This is a genomic window from Micromonospora sp. NPDC000121, assembly GCF_042899165.1.
Classification (GTDB): domain Bacteria; phylum Actinomycetota; class Actinomycetes; order Mycobacteriales; family Micromonosporaceae; genus Micromonospora.
The window spans coordinates 267456-283849 of the sequence record NZ_JBIAZP010000006.1; the positions used below are offsets into that span (position 1 = coordinate 267456).

Below are 16394 nucleotides of genomic sequence, written 5' to 3' on the forward strand. Positions count from 1 at the left end.
TCCGCCCGCGCCTCCTTCCGTGGGTGGCCCCTCCGCGCTAGTGTTCATCTTTGTTCGAACACGTTTGGTCGCGTGAGAGCGCGCGGGGAGCACGGAGGGGCGGCGGATGCTGGCTCAGCAGCGCCAGGCGGCCATCCTGGACCGGGTGCGTGCCACGGGCGGGGTGCGGGTCACCGACCTGGCCGTCGAGTTCGGCGTCTCCGACATGACCATCCGGCGCGACCTGGAGGCGCTGCACGAGCGTGGCCTGCTGGCCAAGGTGCACGGCGGCGCCACGGTCGCCGGATCGACCGACGAGCCGGGGTTCCGGGCCAAGTCGGTGCGGCAGTTGGCGGAGAAGGCGGCCATCGCGGGACGGGCCGCGGAACTTGTCCGGCCCGGCGCGGCGATCGCCCTCTCCGCCGGCACCACCACCGCCGAGCTGGCCCGCCGGCTGGTCGACGTGCCGGGCCTGACCGTGGTCACCAACTCGCTGCCGGTGGCCGAGATCCTGCACGCCGGGGGCCGTCCGGACCAGACCGTGGTGCTCACCGGCGGGGTGCGTACGCCGTCCGACGCCCTGGTCGGGCCGCTGGCCGTCGGCGCGATCCGGTCGCTGCACCTGGACCTGCTCTTCCTCGGCGTGCACGGGATCAGCGAGCGGGCCGGGTTCACCACCCCCAACCTGATGGAGGCGGAGACCGACCGGGCGCTGGTCGCCGCGGCCGACCGGCTGGTGGTGCTCGCCGACCACACCAAGTGGGGCACGGTCGGCATCTCCTCCATCGTCGCGCTCTCCGCCGCCCACGTGCTGGTCACCGACGACCGGTTGCCGCCCGAGGCGCGGCGGTCGCTCGACGACCGGGTGGGCGAACTGGTGGTCGTGCCGGCGACGGACGGGACGCGGGCGGCGACGGGGGTGGCGCGATGAAGCGGACCGCGATCGAGCTGGCCGACGGCCGCGAACTGATCTACTTCGACGAGCGGGACGACGCCGTCCGCGACCAGCCGGACCGGCGCGAGCTGTCCCCGCCGCCGCCCGCGTCGCAGCTGCGCCACGACCCGCTGACCGACGAGTGGGTGGCGGTCGCCGTGCACCGGCAGACCCGCACCTTCCTCCCGCCGGCCGACCAGTGCCCGCTCTGCCCCTCCACCGCCGACCGGCTCAGCGAGATCCCGGCCCCCGACTACGACGTCGCAGTCTTCGAGAACCGGTTCCCCTCGCTGAGCGGCCGGGTGGCCGACGAGCCGGCCGGGATCACGCCGTTCACCCCGGTCCGGCCCGGCCGGGGCCGCTGCGAGGTGGTCTGCTTCACCGACGACCACAACGCCTCCTTCGCCGGCCTGCCGCCGCGCCGGGTGCGGACCGTGCTGGACGCGCTCGCCGACCGGACCACCGCGCTGAGCGAGCTGCCCGGCGTGGAGCAGGTCTTCCCGTTCGAGAACCGGGGCGTGGAGATCGGCGTGACGCTGCACCACCCGCACGGCCAGATCTACGCGTACCCCTTCGTGACGCCGCGCACCCGGGCGATGCTGGCCGCCGCCCGCCGGCACGCCGACCGCACCGGCGGGCGCAACCTCTACGCCGACGTGCTCGCCGCCGAGCGGGCCGCGGGCGACCGGGTGGTCGCCGCCAACGAGCACTGGACGGCGTACGTCCCGGCGGCCGCGCGCTGGCCGTTCGAGGTGCACGTGGCCCCGCACCGGCCGGTGCCGGACATCCCGGCGCTGGACGACGCCGAGCGGGACGCCTTCGGGCCGCTCTACCTGGACGTGCTGCGCCGCTTCGACGGGCTGTTCGACCTGCCGATGCCCTACATCGCCGCCTGGCACCAGGCCCCGGTACGCGTCGACCGCGAGCTGGGCCACCTGCACCTGCAGCTGTTCAGCATCCGGCGGGCCCGGGACAAGCTGAAGTACCTGGCCGGCTCGGAGTCCGGCATGGGCGTCTTCATCAACGACATCGCCCCGGAACGCGCCGCCGAACTTCTGAAAGGAAGGGCACCTTCCTAACGCCCACGGTGGAGGAAGGGCCCCTTCCCAACGTCTGGCGGCACCAGCACGTCAGGCCGGAGGTGGTGCGGACAGGGCGCGGGGGGCCCGGGACAGGGCCCCCCGCAGGGAAGGGACGGCTGGCTGTGCGCGACAGCCGGGAAGGCTGGCTGATCGGCACGCATGCCACGAGGCGACCGCGGTCAACCTTCCTGGACGCGACTGGCATCTCGTCCACACTGGTCAACGAGGCGCGCCGGACGAAGTGACGCACTCCGCGTGTCGGCCCGCGACACGCCGCGCGAGGGCCACGGAACCCGTCCGGGGCAAAAGACGACGGAGCCCGCCGGCGGGGCCGGCGGGCTCGGTCGGTGTGACGGAGGAGAATCAGGCGGCGAGCTTGCGCGCCAGGTTCTCGTCCAGGGCGTTCATGAACTCGTCGGTGGTCAGCCACGGGGCGTCCCGCGAGATGAGCAGCGCGAGGTCCTTGGTCATCTGGCCGCCCTCGACGGTGTCGATGATGACCTGCTCCAGGGTGTTCGCGAACTCGGTGACCGCCGGGGTGCCGTCCAGCTTGCCCCGGTGGGCCAGGCCCCGCGTCCAGGCGTAGATGGAGGCGATCGGGTTGGTCGAGGTCTTCTCGCCCTTCTGGTACTGCCGGTAGTGCCGGGTGACGGTGCCGTGCGCGGCCTCCGCCTCGACCGTACGGCCGTCCGGGGTCATCAGCACCGACGTCATCAGGCCCAGCGAGCCGAAGCCCTGCGCGACGGTGTCGGACTGCACGTCACCGTCGTAGTTCTTGCAGGCCCAGACGAAGCCGCCCTCCCACTTCAGCGCGGCGGCGACCATGTCGTCGATCAGCCGGTGCTCGTAGCTGATGCCGGCGGCCTCGAACTCGGCCTTGAACTCGTTCTCGAACACCTCGGCGAAGATGTCCTTGAACCGGCCGTCGTACGCCTTGAGGATGGTGTTCTTCGTCGACAGGTAGACCGGGTAGCCGCGGTCCAGGCCGTAGCGCATCGAGGCGCGGGCGAAGTCCCGGATCGACTCGTCGAAGTTGTACATGCCCATGGCGACGCCGCCGCCGGGGAAGTTGGCGACCTCCATCTCCACGGGCGCGGAGCCGTCGGTCGGGGTGTAGGTGATGGTCACCGTACCCGGGCCGGGGACGACGAAGTCGGTGGCCTTGTACTGGTCACCGTGGGCGTGCCGGCCGATGATGATCGGCTTGGTCCAGCCGGGGACCAGCCGCGGCACGTTGGACATGATGATCGGCTCGCGGAAGACGACGCCGCCGAGGATGTTGCGGATGGTGCCGTTCGGCGACCGCCACATCTTCTTCAGGCCGAACTCCTCGACCCGGGCCTCGTCGGGGGTGATGGTCGCGCACTTGACGCCGACGCCGTGCTCCTTGATGGCGTTGGCGGCGTCCACGGTGACCTGGTCGTCGGTCTCGTCGCGGTGCTGAATCGACAGGTCGTAGTAGTGCAGGTCGACGTCGAGGTAGGGCAGGATCAGCTGCTCCCGGATCTGCTTCCAGATGATCCGGGTCATCTCGTCGCCGTCGAGCTCCACGACCGGGTTGTTTACCTTGATCTTCGCCATCGGCCGGCGCTCCTCTCGGGGGACACGTGCTCAAGCAGTACGAGCGTACTGGAAACTGGTCGGCAGTCCCCAGCCGGCCTCGGTCGGCCGGAAAAACGGGTGGCACGGCACGGGACCGCGCTGGCACCATCGCCCGATGCCACCGCGCCGCATCCTCGGGTCTATCACGGTCACCGCGCTCACCGACGGCGAGGGGCCCTTCTTCCAGCCCCGCGCGGAGGCGTTCCCGGACGCCACGCCGGAGCACTGGCGCGCGGCCGATCGGCGGGACCCGGGCACGGTGACCGCCGACGGGCGGTGGTGGTTGCCGTTCCGCGGCTTCGCGATCCGCGCCGGGGACGGCCCGGTGACCCTGGTCGACGCCGGGATCGGCCCGGCCGGCTCTCCCGCGTCGAGCTGGGCGCCGGTGCCCGGGCGGCTGCCGGCCGAACTCGCCGCCGCCGGCATCGACCCGGCCGACGTGCGCACGGTGGTGCTCACCCACCTGCACAGCGACCACATCGGCTGGGCGGTCACCGGCTCGCCGGGCACGCCGTACTTCCCGAACGCCGACTACGTCCTCCAGCGGGCCGAGCTGGCCGCCGTGGAGAGCATCAACCCGGCGCTGCCGGCCGGCCTCGTCGCGCCGTTGCGCGCCGCCGGCCGGCTCCGGGTGGTCGACGGCGAGGTGCGGCTCGATCCGACGGTACGACTGCTGCCGACGCCGGGGCACACGCCCGGACACCAGTCGGTGCTGCTGGAGGTCGGCGACGAGCGGCTGCTGGTCACCGGCGACCTGCTGGTGCACGCCGTGCAACTGGTCGACCCGGAGCTGGCGTACGCCCACGAGGAGGACGCGGCGGCGGCGCGCGCGTCGCGGGTGGCGCTGCTGCGCGACCTGGCCGCGCGCGGCCCCGCGGTGCTCGCCACCCCGCACCTGGGCGACGCGTTCGTGGCGCTGTAGGGGGCGCAACGACGAGGGGCACGCCGGCGGACCGGCGTGCCCCTCGACAGTGGTGGATCACATGTTGGCGACGTCGCCCTGCTTGGCACGGACGGCCTCGGCGGCCTCCTTCAGGCTGGCCAGCTCGTCGGCGTCCAGGTCGGTCTCGACGACCCGCTTGACGCCCTCGGCCCCGATCTGGGCCTCGACGCCCAGGTAGACGCCGGAGATCCCGTACTCGCCGTCGACCCAGGCGCAGACCGGCATGACCTCGCCGGAGTCCTCCGCGACGGCCTTGGCCATCCGGGCGGCGGCGGCGGACGGGGCGTAGTACGCCGAGCCGGTCTTGAGCAGCGCGACCACCTCGGCGCCGCCGTTGCGGGTCTTGACGACCAGCTCCTCGATCTGCTCGGCCGGCATCGCGTCGCGCAGCGGCTTGCCGTTCACCGTGCTCTTCGACGGCACCGGCACCATCGTGTCGCCGTGCGAGCCGAGGGTCAGGGTCTTCACCGACTTCACCGGTACGCTCAGCGCCTCGGCGACGAAGTTGGTGAACCGGGCGGTGTCCAGCATGCCGGCCTGGCCGAGCACCCGGTTCTTCGGGAACTGGGTGGCGAGCTGGGCCAGTGCGGTCATCTCGTCCAGCGGGTTGGACACGACGATGACGACGGCGTTCGGGGCGTACTTGGCGACGTTCTCGGAGACCTGGCGGACGATCTTGGCGTTCGTCTCCAGCAGGTCCATCCGGCTCATCCCGGGCTTGCGCGGCAGGCCGGCGGTGATCACCACGACGTCCGAGCCCTCGATCGCCTCGTAGCCCTCGCCGTTCGGGCCCGTGGTCACGCCGACGACCTTGGTCTCGAAGCCCTCGATCGCGCGCGACTGGTTGAGGTCCAGGGCGAGACCCGCGGGCTTGCCCTCCACGATGTCGGTGATCACGACGGTGTCGAAGACGTCGTACTCGGCCAGGCGCTGCGCGGTGGTGGAGCCGTAGAAGCCGGCCCCGACGACAGTGACCTTCTTACCCATGGTCGTCCCACTCCCTGCTACCAGTCGGTTTTCCGGACCGTATCAGTCATCCTGGCACCGATCAGGTCAGGGGCGGACGGTTATGACCCCGATGGGCCGTACGCGCGGGCACAGTCGCCCTGGCAGGTGTGAGGAAGGGACCCTTCCGCTACCTCAGGCGATAGGTAAGGTGCCCTTCCTGACGCCTCAGTCGCGTTCAGCGCGCTCGACGACGTTGGTCAGCAGCATCGCGCGGGTCATCGGGCCGACGCCGCCCGGCATGGGCACCAGCTTGCCGGCCACCTCGGCCGCCTCCGGGGCGACGTCGCCGGTGTAGCGGCCCTTGCCGTCCGGGCCGATCACCCGTGTGATGCCGACGTCGACCACCACCGCGCCCGGCGTGACCATGTCGGCGGTGAGCAGGCCCGGCACCCCGGCGGCGACGATGACGATGTCGGCGGCGCGGGTGTGCGCGGCGAGGTCGAGGGTGCCGGTGTGGCACAGCGTCACGGTGGCGTTCTCGCTGCGCCGGGTCAGCAGCAGGCCGAGCGGGCGGCCGACCGTGTTGCCCCGGCCGACCACGGCGACCTTCGCCCCGCGCAGCGCCACGTCGTGCCGGCGGAGCAGCTCGACGATGCCGCGCGGGGTGCAGGGCAGCGGGCCGTCGTAGCCGAGGACGAGCCGGCCGAGGTTGACGGGGTGCAGGCCGTCGGCGTCCTTGTCGGGGTCGATCAGCTCCAGCACCCGCTGGGTGTCGAGGTGGCCCGGCAGCGGGAGCTGGACGATGTAGCCGTGGCAGGCCGGGTCGGCGTTGAGCTCGGCGAGCACCGCGTCGACCTGCTCCTGGGTCGCGTCGGCCGGCAGCTCCCGGCGGATCGAGGCGATGCCCACCTCGGCGCAGTCGCGGTGCTTGCCGTTGACGTACGCCTGCGACCCGGGGTCGGCGCCGACCAGGACGGTGCCCAGCCCGGGCGTGATGCCGCGTTCCGCCAGTGCCTTGACCCGCGTCCGCAGCTCGTCCTTGATCTCGGCCGCGGTCGCCTTGCCGTCCAGAAGCGTCGCCGTCACGCCCAGATCGTCTCACGGTCGACGCCCGGTGATCCGACGACCTGCGCCAGCCCGTCGCTTGATGACGAAGAGTGACGTGCGGTTCATCACTGTGAGTTACCACATGTGGATTACGTCACGGCGGCATCCGGACGCCGCGACCGCCACGGGGACGAGCCCGGACAGGCGGGCAGAGGCGGCGCGAGAGGGTCGGGAGGCGGCGGGAGCGGCCACGCGCACGACGACGACGCGCAGGTGAGCCGCCCCTCGCCGCCCCGACCGCCTATAGCAGGGGCGAGTCCGCCCGGCAAGCCCCTGGACGGGGTTCCGTTATCGCTTCGCAACGCGCTCGTTGTCGAACGCCGACCCGCGACCTACCGTTGCCCGATGTTGCGCAGCGTAAACCCAGCGCCGGGCCTGATTGCGCAGCGTGAGGAGATGAGGAGGCTACATGCGCGTTCGCAGGCTCGCTACCTGGACCGCCCTCCCGCTCGCGGTGACCCTGGGCCTGGTGGCCTGCGGCTCGGGCGGCGACGGCGGATCCGGCGAGAGCAACCCCGACGCGGCCGTGCGGATCGAGATCGCCGAGCCGCAGCACCTGGTGCCGACCAACACCAACGAGACGAGCGGCTCGCAGGTGCTCGCCGCCCTGTTCAGCCCGCTGGTCGACTACGACGAGGCCAACAAGCCGTACGAGGTGGCGGCCGAGTCGGTGACGTCCGAGGACAACACCACCTGGACGGTCAAGCTCAAGGACGGTTACACCTTCCACAACGGCGAGAAGGTCACCGCCGACAACTACATCGACGCCTGGAACTACGGCGCCTACGCGCCGAACGGGCAGAACTCGAGCTACTTCTTCGAGAAGATCGCCGGCTACGAAGACCTGCAGGGCGAGACGCCGAAGGCCAGGACGCTGACCGGCCTGAAGAAGGTCGACGACCTGACCTTCACCGTCACGCTGTCCGAGCCGTACAGCGAGTTCAAGACCATGCTCGGCTACACCGCCTTCTACCCGATGCCGAAGGCCGCGTTCTCCGCGCCCGGCGTGCTGGCCGAAGGGTACGAGCAGGCGCCGATCGGCCAGGGCCCGTTCAAGATGAAGGGCACCTGGCAGCACGACGCCAAGGTCGAGGTCGAGAAGTACGACGCCTTCCCCGGCGAGAAGCCGAAGGTGGCCGGCGTCGAGTTCCGGATCTACCAGCAGCCGACCGCCGCGTACGCGGACGTGCTGTCGGACAACCTGGACGTCATCAAGACCATCCCGACCGAGAACCTGTCGACGGCCGGCACCGACCTCGGTGACCGGTTCAAGCAGAGCCCGGCCTCGTCGCTCCAGGTGCTGGCGTTCCCGACGTTCCAGAAGGAATTCAGCAACCCGGACGTGCGCAAGGCCATCTCGATGGCGATCGACCGCGACGAGATCACCAAGTCGATCTTCAAGGACTCGCAGCAGCCGGCCCGCTCGTTCGTCTCGCCGGTCGTCGCGGGCTACCGCGACAACACCATCGGCGAGGCCGGCGAGTTCGACCCGGCCAAGGCCAAGGCGCTGTACCAGGCCGCGGGCGGCCCGGCGAAGATCGAGCTGTCCTACAACGGCGACGGCGGCCACAAGGACTGGATCGACGCGACCTGCAACCAGCTCAAGGCCAACCTGGGCGTGGACTGCGTGGGCAACGCCGAGCCGAAGTTCGCGGACCTGCTGACCAAGCTCAAGGCCAAGCAGCCGGTCGGCCTGTTCCGGATGGGCTGGGTCATGGACTACCCGTCCATGGAGAACTACCTGGGCCCGCTGTACAGCAGCAACGGCTCGTCGAACTACTACGGCTACAGCAACCCGGCGTTCGACAAGCTGCTCGCCGAGGGCGCCAGCGCCGCGAACGAGGACGAGGCGATCAAGAAGTACCAGGCGGCGGAGGACCTGCTGGCCAAGGACCTGCCGGTCATCCCGCTGCGGTACGGCCAGAACAACTTCGGCCACTCGACCAAGGTCAAGAACGTGGAGATGGATCTCTTCGACCGGATCGACCTGCTGAAGATCGAGGCCGTCAAGTAACAGCGCGGCACGGCGGGTCGGGTCATCGGCGGACGGTGACCCGACCCGCCATCCTCTTCGCACTTTTTCAGAGAGACTGCCAAGTATGTTCCGCTTCATCCTGCGGCGTCTGCTCCAGATGGTCCTCGCGTTCTTCGGGACCACGCTGATCGTCTACGCGCTGATGTTCGCCGGTCAGGGTGACCCGATCCAGGCGCTCGCCGGCGAGCGCCCGGTCACGGCCGCGCAGCGGGCATACCTGACGGAGAAGTTCCACCTCGACCAGACCGGGGTCGGCGGCTTCTTCTACCGCTACTTCGACTACATCAAGAACCTGCTGCAGGGCGACCTCGGGCAGTCGCTGACCGGGCGCTCGATCGGCGACATCCTCGCCGCCGCCTGGCCCGTCACGGTCAAGCTGGCGCTGATCGCCATGGTCGTCACCATCGTCTTCGGGGTCACCGCGGGCGTCCTCGCCGGCATCCGGCGGGCCAGCATCTTCGACAACTCGACGCTGCTGCTGACCCTGCTGGTGCTCGGCATCCCCACGATCGTGCTCGCCCCGCTCGCGCAGTACCTCCTCGGTGTCAGGTGGCAGCTCTTCCCACCCACCGCCGGCGCCGACCCCGACCTGTACGCGCTGCTGCTGCCCGGCATCGTGCTCGGCTCCCTCTCGCTGGCCACCGCGCTGCGGCTGACCCGGACCTCGGTGGCGGAGAACCTGCGCGCCGACTACGTCCGGACCGCCCGCTCCAAGGGACTGGCCAGGCGGCGCATCGTCAGCGTCCACGTGCTGCGCAACTCGCTCATCCCGGTGGTCACCTTCCTCGGCGTCGAGCTGGGCAACCTGATGAGCGGCGCGATCATCACCGAGGGCGTGTTCAACATCCCCGGTGTCGGCTTCAACCTCTTCCGCGGCATCCGCACCGAGGACGGCCCGCTGGTGGTGGGCATCGTCAGCGTGCTCGTCGTGGTCTACCTCGTCTCCAACCTGGTGGTGGACGTCCTGTACGCCGTACTCGACCCGAGGATTCGCTATGAGTGAGCGCAGCGAACGAGTCAGGGCAGCGTTTCGTGCCAGCGCCGAGCGGATCGGGGTGCGGGCATGAGCGACTTCGAGACCGTCGCGGCGAGCGAGAACCAGGCCGCGCGGCGGGGGCCGTCGGGCGAGCCGGGGGCGCCCGGTCAGGCGGGCGTACCGCAGAAGCCCCGCAGCCTGGCCGGCGACGCCTGGCGCGACCTGCGCCGCAAGCCGATCTTCTGGATCAGCCTCGCGCTGGTGGTGCTGGTCGCCGCCATGGCCGCGGTTCCCGGACTGTTCACCGCGAACGACCCCCGCGACTGCGTACTGGCCCGCCAGCACGCCGGCCCGTCCGGTGGGGCGATCTTCGGGTACGACTTCCAGGGCTGCGACACGTACTCCCGGGCGGTGCACGGCGCCCGCGCGTCGCTGCTGGTCGGCGCCCTCTCCGCGCTGCTCACCGGCCTGATCGCGCTCGTCGTCGGGATGGTCGCCGGCTACTTCGGCCGCTGGGTCGACGCGGTGCTCTCCCGGGTGATCGACATCGTGCTCGGCATCCCGCTGCTGCTCGCCGCGATCGTGCTGCTGAAGCGGGTGAACAGCGACAGCTCCGCGGTCCGGATCGGCGCGGTGATCTTCGTGCTGGCGATCCTCGGCTGGACCACCGCCGCCCGCGTCGTCCGCTCCTCGGTGATCACCGCGAAGGAGCAGGACTACGTGGCGGCGGCCCGGATGCTCGGCGCCGGCGACGGCCGGATCATGCTGCGACACATCCTGCCGAACGCCCTCGCCCCGGCGATCGTGGTGCTGACCATCGCGCTCGGCTCGTTCATCGCCGCCGAGGCGACGCTCTCCTTCCTCGGCATCGGGCTGAAGGCGCCGACCATCTCCTGGGGCATCGACATCGACGCCGGCCGGGTGCACATGCGGGAGTCGGCCACCCCGCTGGTCGTCCCCTCGACGTTCCTCGCGCTGACCGTGCTGGCGTTCATCATGCTCGGCGACGCGATCCGCGACGCGTTCGACCCGAAGCTGCGGTGACGGATGCGCGCGAGCGAAACGAGCGCGGCAGTCGCGAACGAGAGGCAGGAATCCGTGCGAGCGCGAGGAGTGGGCGCAGCGAACCCAGCGGTCGCGAGCGAAAGGCAGAAACCCGTGCGAGCGCGAGGAGTGGGTGCAGCGAGCCCCGCGGTCGCGAGCGAAAGGCGAGCGCAGTGAGCCAGTCCGCCGTCCGGCCGACGCCGGCCTCCCCGACGCCCGAGGGCGGGCACCTGCTGGACGTACGGGACCTGCACGTCGAGTTCCGCACCGGCGAGGGCGTGGCCAAGGTGATCAACGGCGTCTCGTACCACCTGGACCCCGGCGAGACCCTCGCCGTGCTCGGCGAGTCCGGCTCCGGCAAGTCGGTCACCGCGCAGGCGATCATGGGCATCCTCGACACTCCCCCCGCGGTGATCCGCTCCGGCCAGATCCTCTATCAGGGTCGCGACCTGCTGAAGCTGTCGGAGGAGCAGCGCCGGCAGGTGCGGGGCAAGGAGATCGCGATGATCTTCCAGGACGCCCTCTCCGCGCTGAACCCCGTCTTCCCGGTGGGCTGGCAGATCGGCGAGACCCTGCGCCAGCGCGCGGGCATGTCCAAGGCGGACGCCCGCCGGCGGTCCGTCGAGCTGATGGACCTGGTGAGGATCCCGGCCGCCGCCAACCGGCTCGGGGACTACCCGCACCAGTTCTCCGGCGGCATGCGCCAGCGGGTCATGATCGCGATGGCGCTGGCCATGAACCCGAAGGTGCTGATCGCCGACGAGCCGACCACCGCGCTGGACGTCACCGTGCAGGCCCAGATCATGGACCTGCTGGCCGACCTGCGCCGCGACCTGAACATGGCGATGATCCTGATCACCCACGACCTCGGCGTGGTCGCCGGCGTGGCGGACCGCATCGCCGTCATGTACGCGGGCCGGATCGTCGAGCACGCCGACGTCCGCTCGCTGTACCGGGCGCCGGCCCACCCGTACACCAAGGGGCTGCTGGAGTCGATCCCGCGGATGGACGTGCGGGGCCAGCAGCTCTCCACCATCAAGGGGCTGCCGCCCAACCTGATGCGGATCCCGTCCGGCTGCCCCTTCCACCCCCGGTGCCCGTACGTGCAGCAGGTCTGCGTGGACGTGGTGCCGCACGACCTGGTCCTCGGCGACGGCCGGACCAGCGCGTGCCATTTCGCGCAGGAGGTTCGTGATGACAGCGCCCGCTAGCCCGACCAAGGTCCGGGGCGAGACGATCCTCGCCGTCGACCACCTCGTCAAGCACTTCCCGATCCGCCGGGGTGTGCTGTTCCAGAAGCAGGTCGGCGCGGTCAAGGCCGTCGACGGGGTCAGCTTCGAGCTGCGCCGCGGCGAGACCCTCGGGGTGGTCGGCGAGTCCGGCTGCGGCAAGTCCACCCTGGCCCGGCTGCTGATGCGGCTGGAGACGCCGACTGCGGGCCGGGCCACCCTGGAGGGCCGGGACCTGTTCAGGGCGTCCGGCGCCGAGCTGCGCCGGCTGCGGCGCAACATGCAGATGGTCATGCAGGATCCGTACACCTCGCTGAACCCGCGGATGACGGTCGGCGACATCATCGGCGAGCCGTTCGAGATCCACCCCGACGCGGCGCCGAAGGGCAGCCGGCGGCAGCGGGTGCGGGAACTGCTCGACGTGGTCGGCCTCAACCCGGAGCACATCAACCGGTACCCGCACCAGTTCTCCGGCGGTCAGCGGCAGCGCATCGGCATCGCCCGGGCGCTCGCCCTGCGGCCCGAGATCATCGTCTGCGACGAGCCCGTCTCCGCCCTCGACGTGTCGATCCAGGCGCAGGTGATCAACCTGCTGGAGCAGCTCCAGGACGAGTTCGGCCTGTCGTACATCTTCATCGCCCACGACCTGTCGGTGGTCCGGCACATCTCCGACCGGGTGGCGGTGATGTACCTCGGCAAGATCGTCGAGATCGGCACCGAGGACGAGATCTACGAGCGGGCCACCCACCCGTACACCCAGGCGCTGCTGTCGGCGGTGCCGGTGCCGGACCCGGACGCCCGCGACCAGCGCACCATGATCCGTCTCACGGGGGACGTGCCGAGCCCGGCCGACCCGCCGAGCGGCTGCCACTTCCGCACCCGCTGCTGGAAGGCCCAGGAGGTCTGCGCCCGGGAGGAGCCGCACACGGTGCCCCGCGCGGCGGACCCGCACCCCTCGGCGTGCCACTTCGCCGAGCTCCGCCCGGTCGGCTGACCCGCCCGACCCGTCCGACCCGTCCGACCCGCCCACGCCCACGCCCACGCCCACGCCCACGCCCACGATCTTGCACTTTGTGCCTGCGGATCGCGCTCTTTGTCCGATGTGCCAGGGCACCAGGTGCAAGATCGACGGCAAGCCGGCGCGGAAGGCGTGGGCGTGGGCCAGGGGTCAGTGGTCAGTGGAAGAAGTGGCGGGTGGCGGTGAAGTACATGGTGATGCCGGCCTGCTTGGCGGCGGCGATCACCTCCTCGTCGCGGATCGAGCCGCCCGGCTGGACGATCGCACGGACGCCCGCGTCGATGAGGATCTTCGGCCCGTCGGCGAACGGGAAGAACGCGTCGGAGGCGCAGACCGCGCCGCGGGCGCGATCCGCCCCGGCCCGGCTGACCGCGAGCTGCGCCGAGTCGACCCGGTTGACCTGGCCCATCCCGACACCGACGGTCGCCCCGTCCTTCGCGAGCAGGATCGCGTTGCTCTTCACCGCGCGCACCGCCCGCCAGGCGAAGGCCAGGTCACGCAGGGTCGCCTCGTCGGCCGCCTCGCCCGCGGCCAGTCGCCAGTTGGCCGGGTCGTCGCCGTCGGCGTCGATCCGGTCCGCCATCTGCACCAGCACGCCGCCGGTGACCTGCCGCCACTCGGCCGGCAGCGGGTCGAAGGCCGGCGCGCGGAGCAGCCGGATGTTCTTCTTGCCCTGGAGGATCTCCACGGCGCCCTCGTCGAAGCCGGGCGCCACCAGCACCTCGGTGAAGATCTCCGCGACCTGCCGGGCCAGCTCGACCGAGACCGGCCGGTTGACCGCGATCACCCCGCCGTACGCGGACACCGGGTCGCAGGCGTGCGCCTTGCGGTGCGCCTCGGCCACGTCGGCGCCGACCGCGATGCCGCACGGGTTGGCGTGCTTGATGATCGCCACCGCCGGCTGGTCGGGGAAGTCGTTGGCCGCCCGCCACGCGGCGTCCGCGTCGACGTAGTTGTTGTACGACATCTCCTTGCCGTGCAGCTGCTCCGCCTGCGCGAGCCCGGCCGGGCTGGACGGGTCGACGTAGAGGGCCGCCGCCTGGTGCGGGTTCTCGCCGTAGCGCAGCACCGCCGAACGGCGCAGCGACAGCCCGGCGAAGCCCGGCCAGCCGTCCTGCTCGGGCGCCAGCACGGCGGCGCACCACTCGGCCACCGCCACGTCGTACTCGGCGATGACCGCGAACGCCTGGGCGGCCAGCACGCGCCGCTGGGCCAGGGTGAAGCCGCCCTCGTCGAGCGCGGCGAGCAGGGCCGGGTACGCGGCCGGGTCGGTCACCACGGCGACCGAGGCGTGGTTCTTGGCGGCCGCCCGGACCATCGCCGGCCCGCCGATGTCGATCTGCTCGACGCACTCCTCGACGCCCGCGCCGGAGGCGACCGTGGCCTGGAACGGGTAGAGGTTGGAGACCAGCAGGTCGATCCCCGCGATGCCGTGCTCGTCGAGCTGGGCGGCGTGCGAGTCCTTGCGCAGGTCGGCGAGGAGCCCGCCGTGCACCTTCGGGTGCAGCGTCTTGACCCGGCCGTCGAGGATCTCCGGGAAGCCGGTCACCGCCTCCACCGGGGTCACCGGCACCCCGGCGTCGGCGATGGTCGAGGCCGTGCTGCCGGTCGAGACGATCTCCACCCCGGCCGCGTGCAGCGCCCGGGCCAGCTCGACCAGGCCGGTCTTGTCGTAGACGCTGACCAGCGCCCGTCTGATCGGGCGGCGTACGTCCTGAGTGGAACTCACGGAACCGTGACCTTTCTTCCGGTGATCGTCCAACCTTCGCGGACCAGGCGGCCCACCTGCTCGACGAGCTGGCGCCGCTCGGCGTCCTTGATGCGCTCGGTGAGCGTCTCCACGTCGTCGTCGTCGCGCACCGGCACGGCGACCTGCGCGACGATCGGGCCGGTGTCCATCCCGGCGTCGACGAAGAAGAGGGTGGCCCCGGTGATCTTCACGCCGTAGGCGAGCGCGTCGCGGGGGCCGTGGATGCCGGGGAACGCCGGCAGCAGCGTGTTGTGTGTGTTCAGGTAGCGGTCGCCGAAGGCGGCCAGGAAGCGCGGGCCGACCAGCTTGAGGAAGCCGGCGGAGACGACCAGGTCGGGCCGGTGCTCGGCGACCCGGGCGGTCAGCGCCGCGTCCCAGTCCTCGCGGGTGGGATGGTCCTTGACCCGCTCGACGAAGGTCGGCACGCCCGCCGCGGCGGCCCGGTCCAGCCCGGCGATGCCGTCGCGGTCGGCCCCGACCGCGACCACCCGGGCCCCGTACGCCGGATCGGCACCGGCGTCGAGCAGGGCTTGGAGGTTGCTCCCGGAGCCGGAGACGAGGACGACGATGCGGGCGACGGACGCGGGCTCGGTCACCTGACCAGCCTATCGGGCAGGTCGGAGGGTCCAACCGCTGGGCAGCGCGACATTCACCGACGACGTGACTGGGCAGAACCGGGTACGCTGCCGGTCGCTCGGGACCGGCGCGCGCGTCCGGCCCGCACCCGTCAGTGATCCGGCGCCCTTTGTGGTGTCGAGTGGAATGAGGAGTACGCCGAGATGCAGCCCGGATACCCGCCGCAACAGCCCCAGGTCAACAACAACATGGCGATGTCGATCGTCGCCATCTTCCTCTTCTGGCCGCTGGCCATCCCGGCGATCATGAACGCCTCCAAGGTGAACCCGCTGCTCGCGCAGGGCGACTACGCCGGGGCCCAGGCCGCGGCCGCCGAGTCGAAGAAGTGGTCCAAGTGGGCCCTGATCGTCGGCATCAGCTGGTATGTGATCGTTCTGGTGTGCTGCCTGCTCGGTGGCCTCGCCGGGCTGATGGGCGACAGCAGCTCGGCCAGCAGCTACTGACAGAACTGACGAGGAGTTCGCATGCAGCCCGGCTACCCCGGTCAGGATCCCTACGGTCAGCAGCCGTACCAGGACCCGACCGCGCCGCACCACGACCCGTACGCCCCGCCGCCGGCGGCGCCGTACGGGCAGCAGCCCGTCACCGGGCAGCCGAACGACCCGTACGCCGCACCGCAGAACCCGTACGGCCAGCCGCCGACCTCGGGCCAGCCCTACGGCCAGCCGCCGACCTCGGGGCAGCCGAGTTCGGGCCAGCCGTACGGGCAGCAGCCGTACCCGGATCCGTACGCCCAGCAGGCGTACCCGCCGCCGCCCATGTACCCGAACGCCGGGTTCGCCGGCAAGGGGCCGGGGCAGCAGCAGAACACCCTCGGCCTGGTGTCGATGATCCTCGGCATCGCGTCGATCCCGCTGGTCTGCTGCTACCTCGGCATCCCGCTGGGCATCGCCGCCGTGGTGACCGGCTGGATGGGCAAGCAGAAGGCCGCCCAGGGGCTGGCCGACAACCAGGGTCAGGCCCTCGCCGGCCTGATCTGCGGCGCCATCGGCGCCGTGCTGGGCCTGCTCCAGATCGTCCTGCTGATCTTCGGGTTCGCCTACCAGCCCTGACCGGCACGGCACGAAAGGGCGTCCCGGCTCGTCCGGGGCGCCTTCGTCGTACCGGAAGG

At 71.3% G+C, this 16394-nt stretch carries 15 protein-coding genes; 10 read left to right on the forward strand and 5 right to left on the reverse strand.

The features are described 5' to 3' along the window. Positions 1 to 106: 106 nt before the first annotated feature. A complete protein-coding gene (locus ACFY23_RS19535) occupies positions 107 to 910 on the forward strand; it encodes a DeoR/GlpR family DNA-binding transcription regulator (RefSeq protein WP_350679461.1) in 804 nt (267 codons plus the stop codon). Then, on the forward strand, positions 907 to 1992 hold the full coding sequence (gene galT / locus ACFY23_RS19540) for a galactose-1-phosphate uridylyltransferase (RefSeq protein WP_350679463.1): 1086 nt from the start codon (positions 907 to 909) through the stop codon (positions 1990 to 1992). Before ACFY23_RS19535 ends, galT begins: the two co-directional genes overlap by 4 nt. A gap of 366 nt (positions 1993 to 2358) precedes the next feature. Here galT and ACFY23_RS19545 read toward each other — a convergent pair whose 3' ends face one another. Continuing rightward, a complete protein-coding gene (locus tag ACFY23_RS19545) occupies positions 2359 to 3576 on the reverse strand; it encodes an NADP-dependent isocitrate dehydrogenase (RefSeq protein WP_350679465.1) in 1218 nt (405 codons plus the stop codon). A gap of 136 nt (positions 3577 to 3712) precedes the next feature. Here ACFY23_RS19545 and ACFY23_RS19550 point away from each other — a divergent pair, with 136 nt between their 5' ends. Then, positions 3713 to 4519 carry an MBL fold metallo-hydrolase gene (locus ACFY23_RS19550; RefSeq protein WP_350679467.1) on the forward strand — a complete coding sequence of 269 codons (807 nt, stop codon included), beginning with the start codon at positions 3713 to 3715 and terminating at the stop codon, positions 4517 to 4519. Positions 4520 to 4576: 57 nt separating this feature from the next. Here the strand turns inward: ACFY23_RS19550 and mdh are convergent, their stop codons facing one another. Both mdh and ACFY23_RS19560 read right to left on the reverse strand, forming a co-directional pair. After that, positions 4577 to 5527, reverse strand: coding sequence for a malate dehydrogenase (mdh, locus tag ACFY23_RS19555; RefSeq protein WP_350679469.1), 951 nt, complete (start codon positions 5525 to 5527; stop codon positions 4577 to 4579). A 186-nt stretch (positions 5528 to 5713) separates the two neighbouring features. Further along, positions 5714 to 6574: a bifunctional methylenetetrahydrofolate dehydrogenase/methenyltetrahydrofolate cyclohydrolase gene (locus tag ACFY23_RS19560; protein WP_350679471.1), complete on the reverse strand. Its 861-nt coding sequence runs from the start codon at positions 6572 to 6574 to the stop codon at positions 5714 to 5716. A 430-nt stretch (positions 6575 to 7004) separates the two neighbouring features. On the opposite strand from ACFY23_RS19560, the gene ACFY23_RS19565 reads away from it, so the two are divergent. The 5 genes from ACFY23_RS19565 (at position 7005) to ACFY23_RS19585 (ending at position 12873) form a co-directional block, all read left to right on the forward strand. Then, entirely contained in the window at positions 7005 to 8609 is a 1605-nt protein-coding gene (locus ACFY23_RS19565; protein ID WP_350679473.1) for an ABC transporter substrate-binding protein, read from the forward strand. A gap of 85 nt (positions 8610 to 8694) precedes the next feature. After that, positions 8695 to 9633: an ABC transporter permease gene (locus ACFY23_RS19570; RefSeq protein WP_350679475.1), complete on the forward strand. Its 939-nt coding sequence runs from the start codon at positions 8695 to 8697 to the stop codon at positions 9631 to 9633. A gap of 60 nt (positions 9634 to 9693) precedes the next feature. Beyond that, positions 9694 to 10650: an ABC transporter permease gene (locus ACFY23_RS19575; RefSeq protein ID WP_350679477.1), complete on the forward strand. Its 957-nt coding sequence runs from the start codon at positions 9694 to 9696 to the stop codon at positions 10648 to 10650. 173 nt (positions 10651 to 10823) lie between these two features. Then, complete coding sequence (locus ACFY23_RS19580) at positions 10824 to 11861, forward strand: ABC transporter ATP-binding protein (RefSeq protein ID WP_350679479.1); 1038 nt, start codon at positions 10824 to 10826, stop codon at positions 11859 to 11861. Beyond that, entirely contained in the window at positions 11845 to 12873 is a 1029-nt protein-coding gene (locus tag ACFY23_RS19585) for a dipeptide ABC transporter ATP-binding protein (protein WP_350679481.1), read from the forward strand. The genes ACFY23_RS19580 and ACFY23_RS19585 overlap by 17 nt, the downstream gene beginning before the upstream one ends. Before the next feature lie 181 nt (positions 12874 to 13054). Here ACFY23_RS19585 and purH read toward each other — a convergent pair whose 3' ends face one another. Further along, a complete protein-coding gene (gene purH / locus ACFY23_RS19590) occupies positions 13055 to 14626 on the reverse strand; it encodes a bifunctional phosphoribosylaminoimidazolecarboxamide formyltransferase/IMP cyclohydrolase (protein WP_350679483.1) in 1572 nt (523 codons plus the stop codon). Further along, positions 14623 to 15243 (reverse strand): phosphoribosylglycinamide formyltransferase, encoded by a 621-nt coding sequence (gene purN / locus ACFY23_RS19595; protein ID WP_350679485.1) that lies wholly within the window; start codon positions 15241 to 15243, stop codon positions 14623 to 14625. Before purN ends, purH begins: the two co-directional genes overlap by 4 nt. Positions 15244 to 15426: 183 nt before the next feature. Here purN and ACFY23_RS19600 point away from each other — a divergent pair, with 183 nt between their 5' ends. Continuing rightward, complete coding sequence (locus ACFY23_RS19600; RefSeq protein WP_350679487.1) at positions 15427 to 15726, forward strand: CD225/dispanin family protein; 300 nt, start codon at positions 15427 to 15429, stop codon at positions 15724 to 15726. A 21-nt stretch (positions 15727 to 15747) separates the two neighbouring features. Beyond that, positions 15748 to 16335, forward strand: a complete 588-nt coding sequence (locus tag ACFY23_RS19605; RefSeq protein WP_350679489.1) for a DUF4190 domain-containing protein — start codon at positions 15748 to 15750, stop codon at positions 16333 to 16335. Positions 16336 to 16394: the final 59 nt, after the last annotated feature.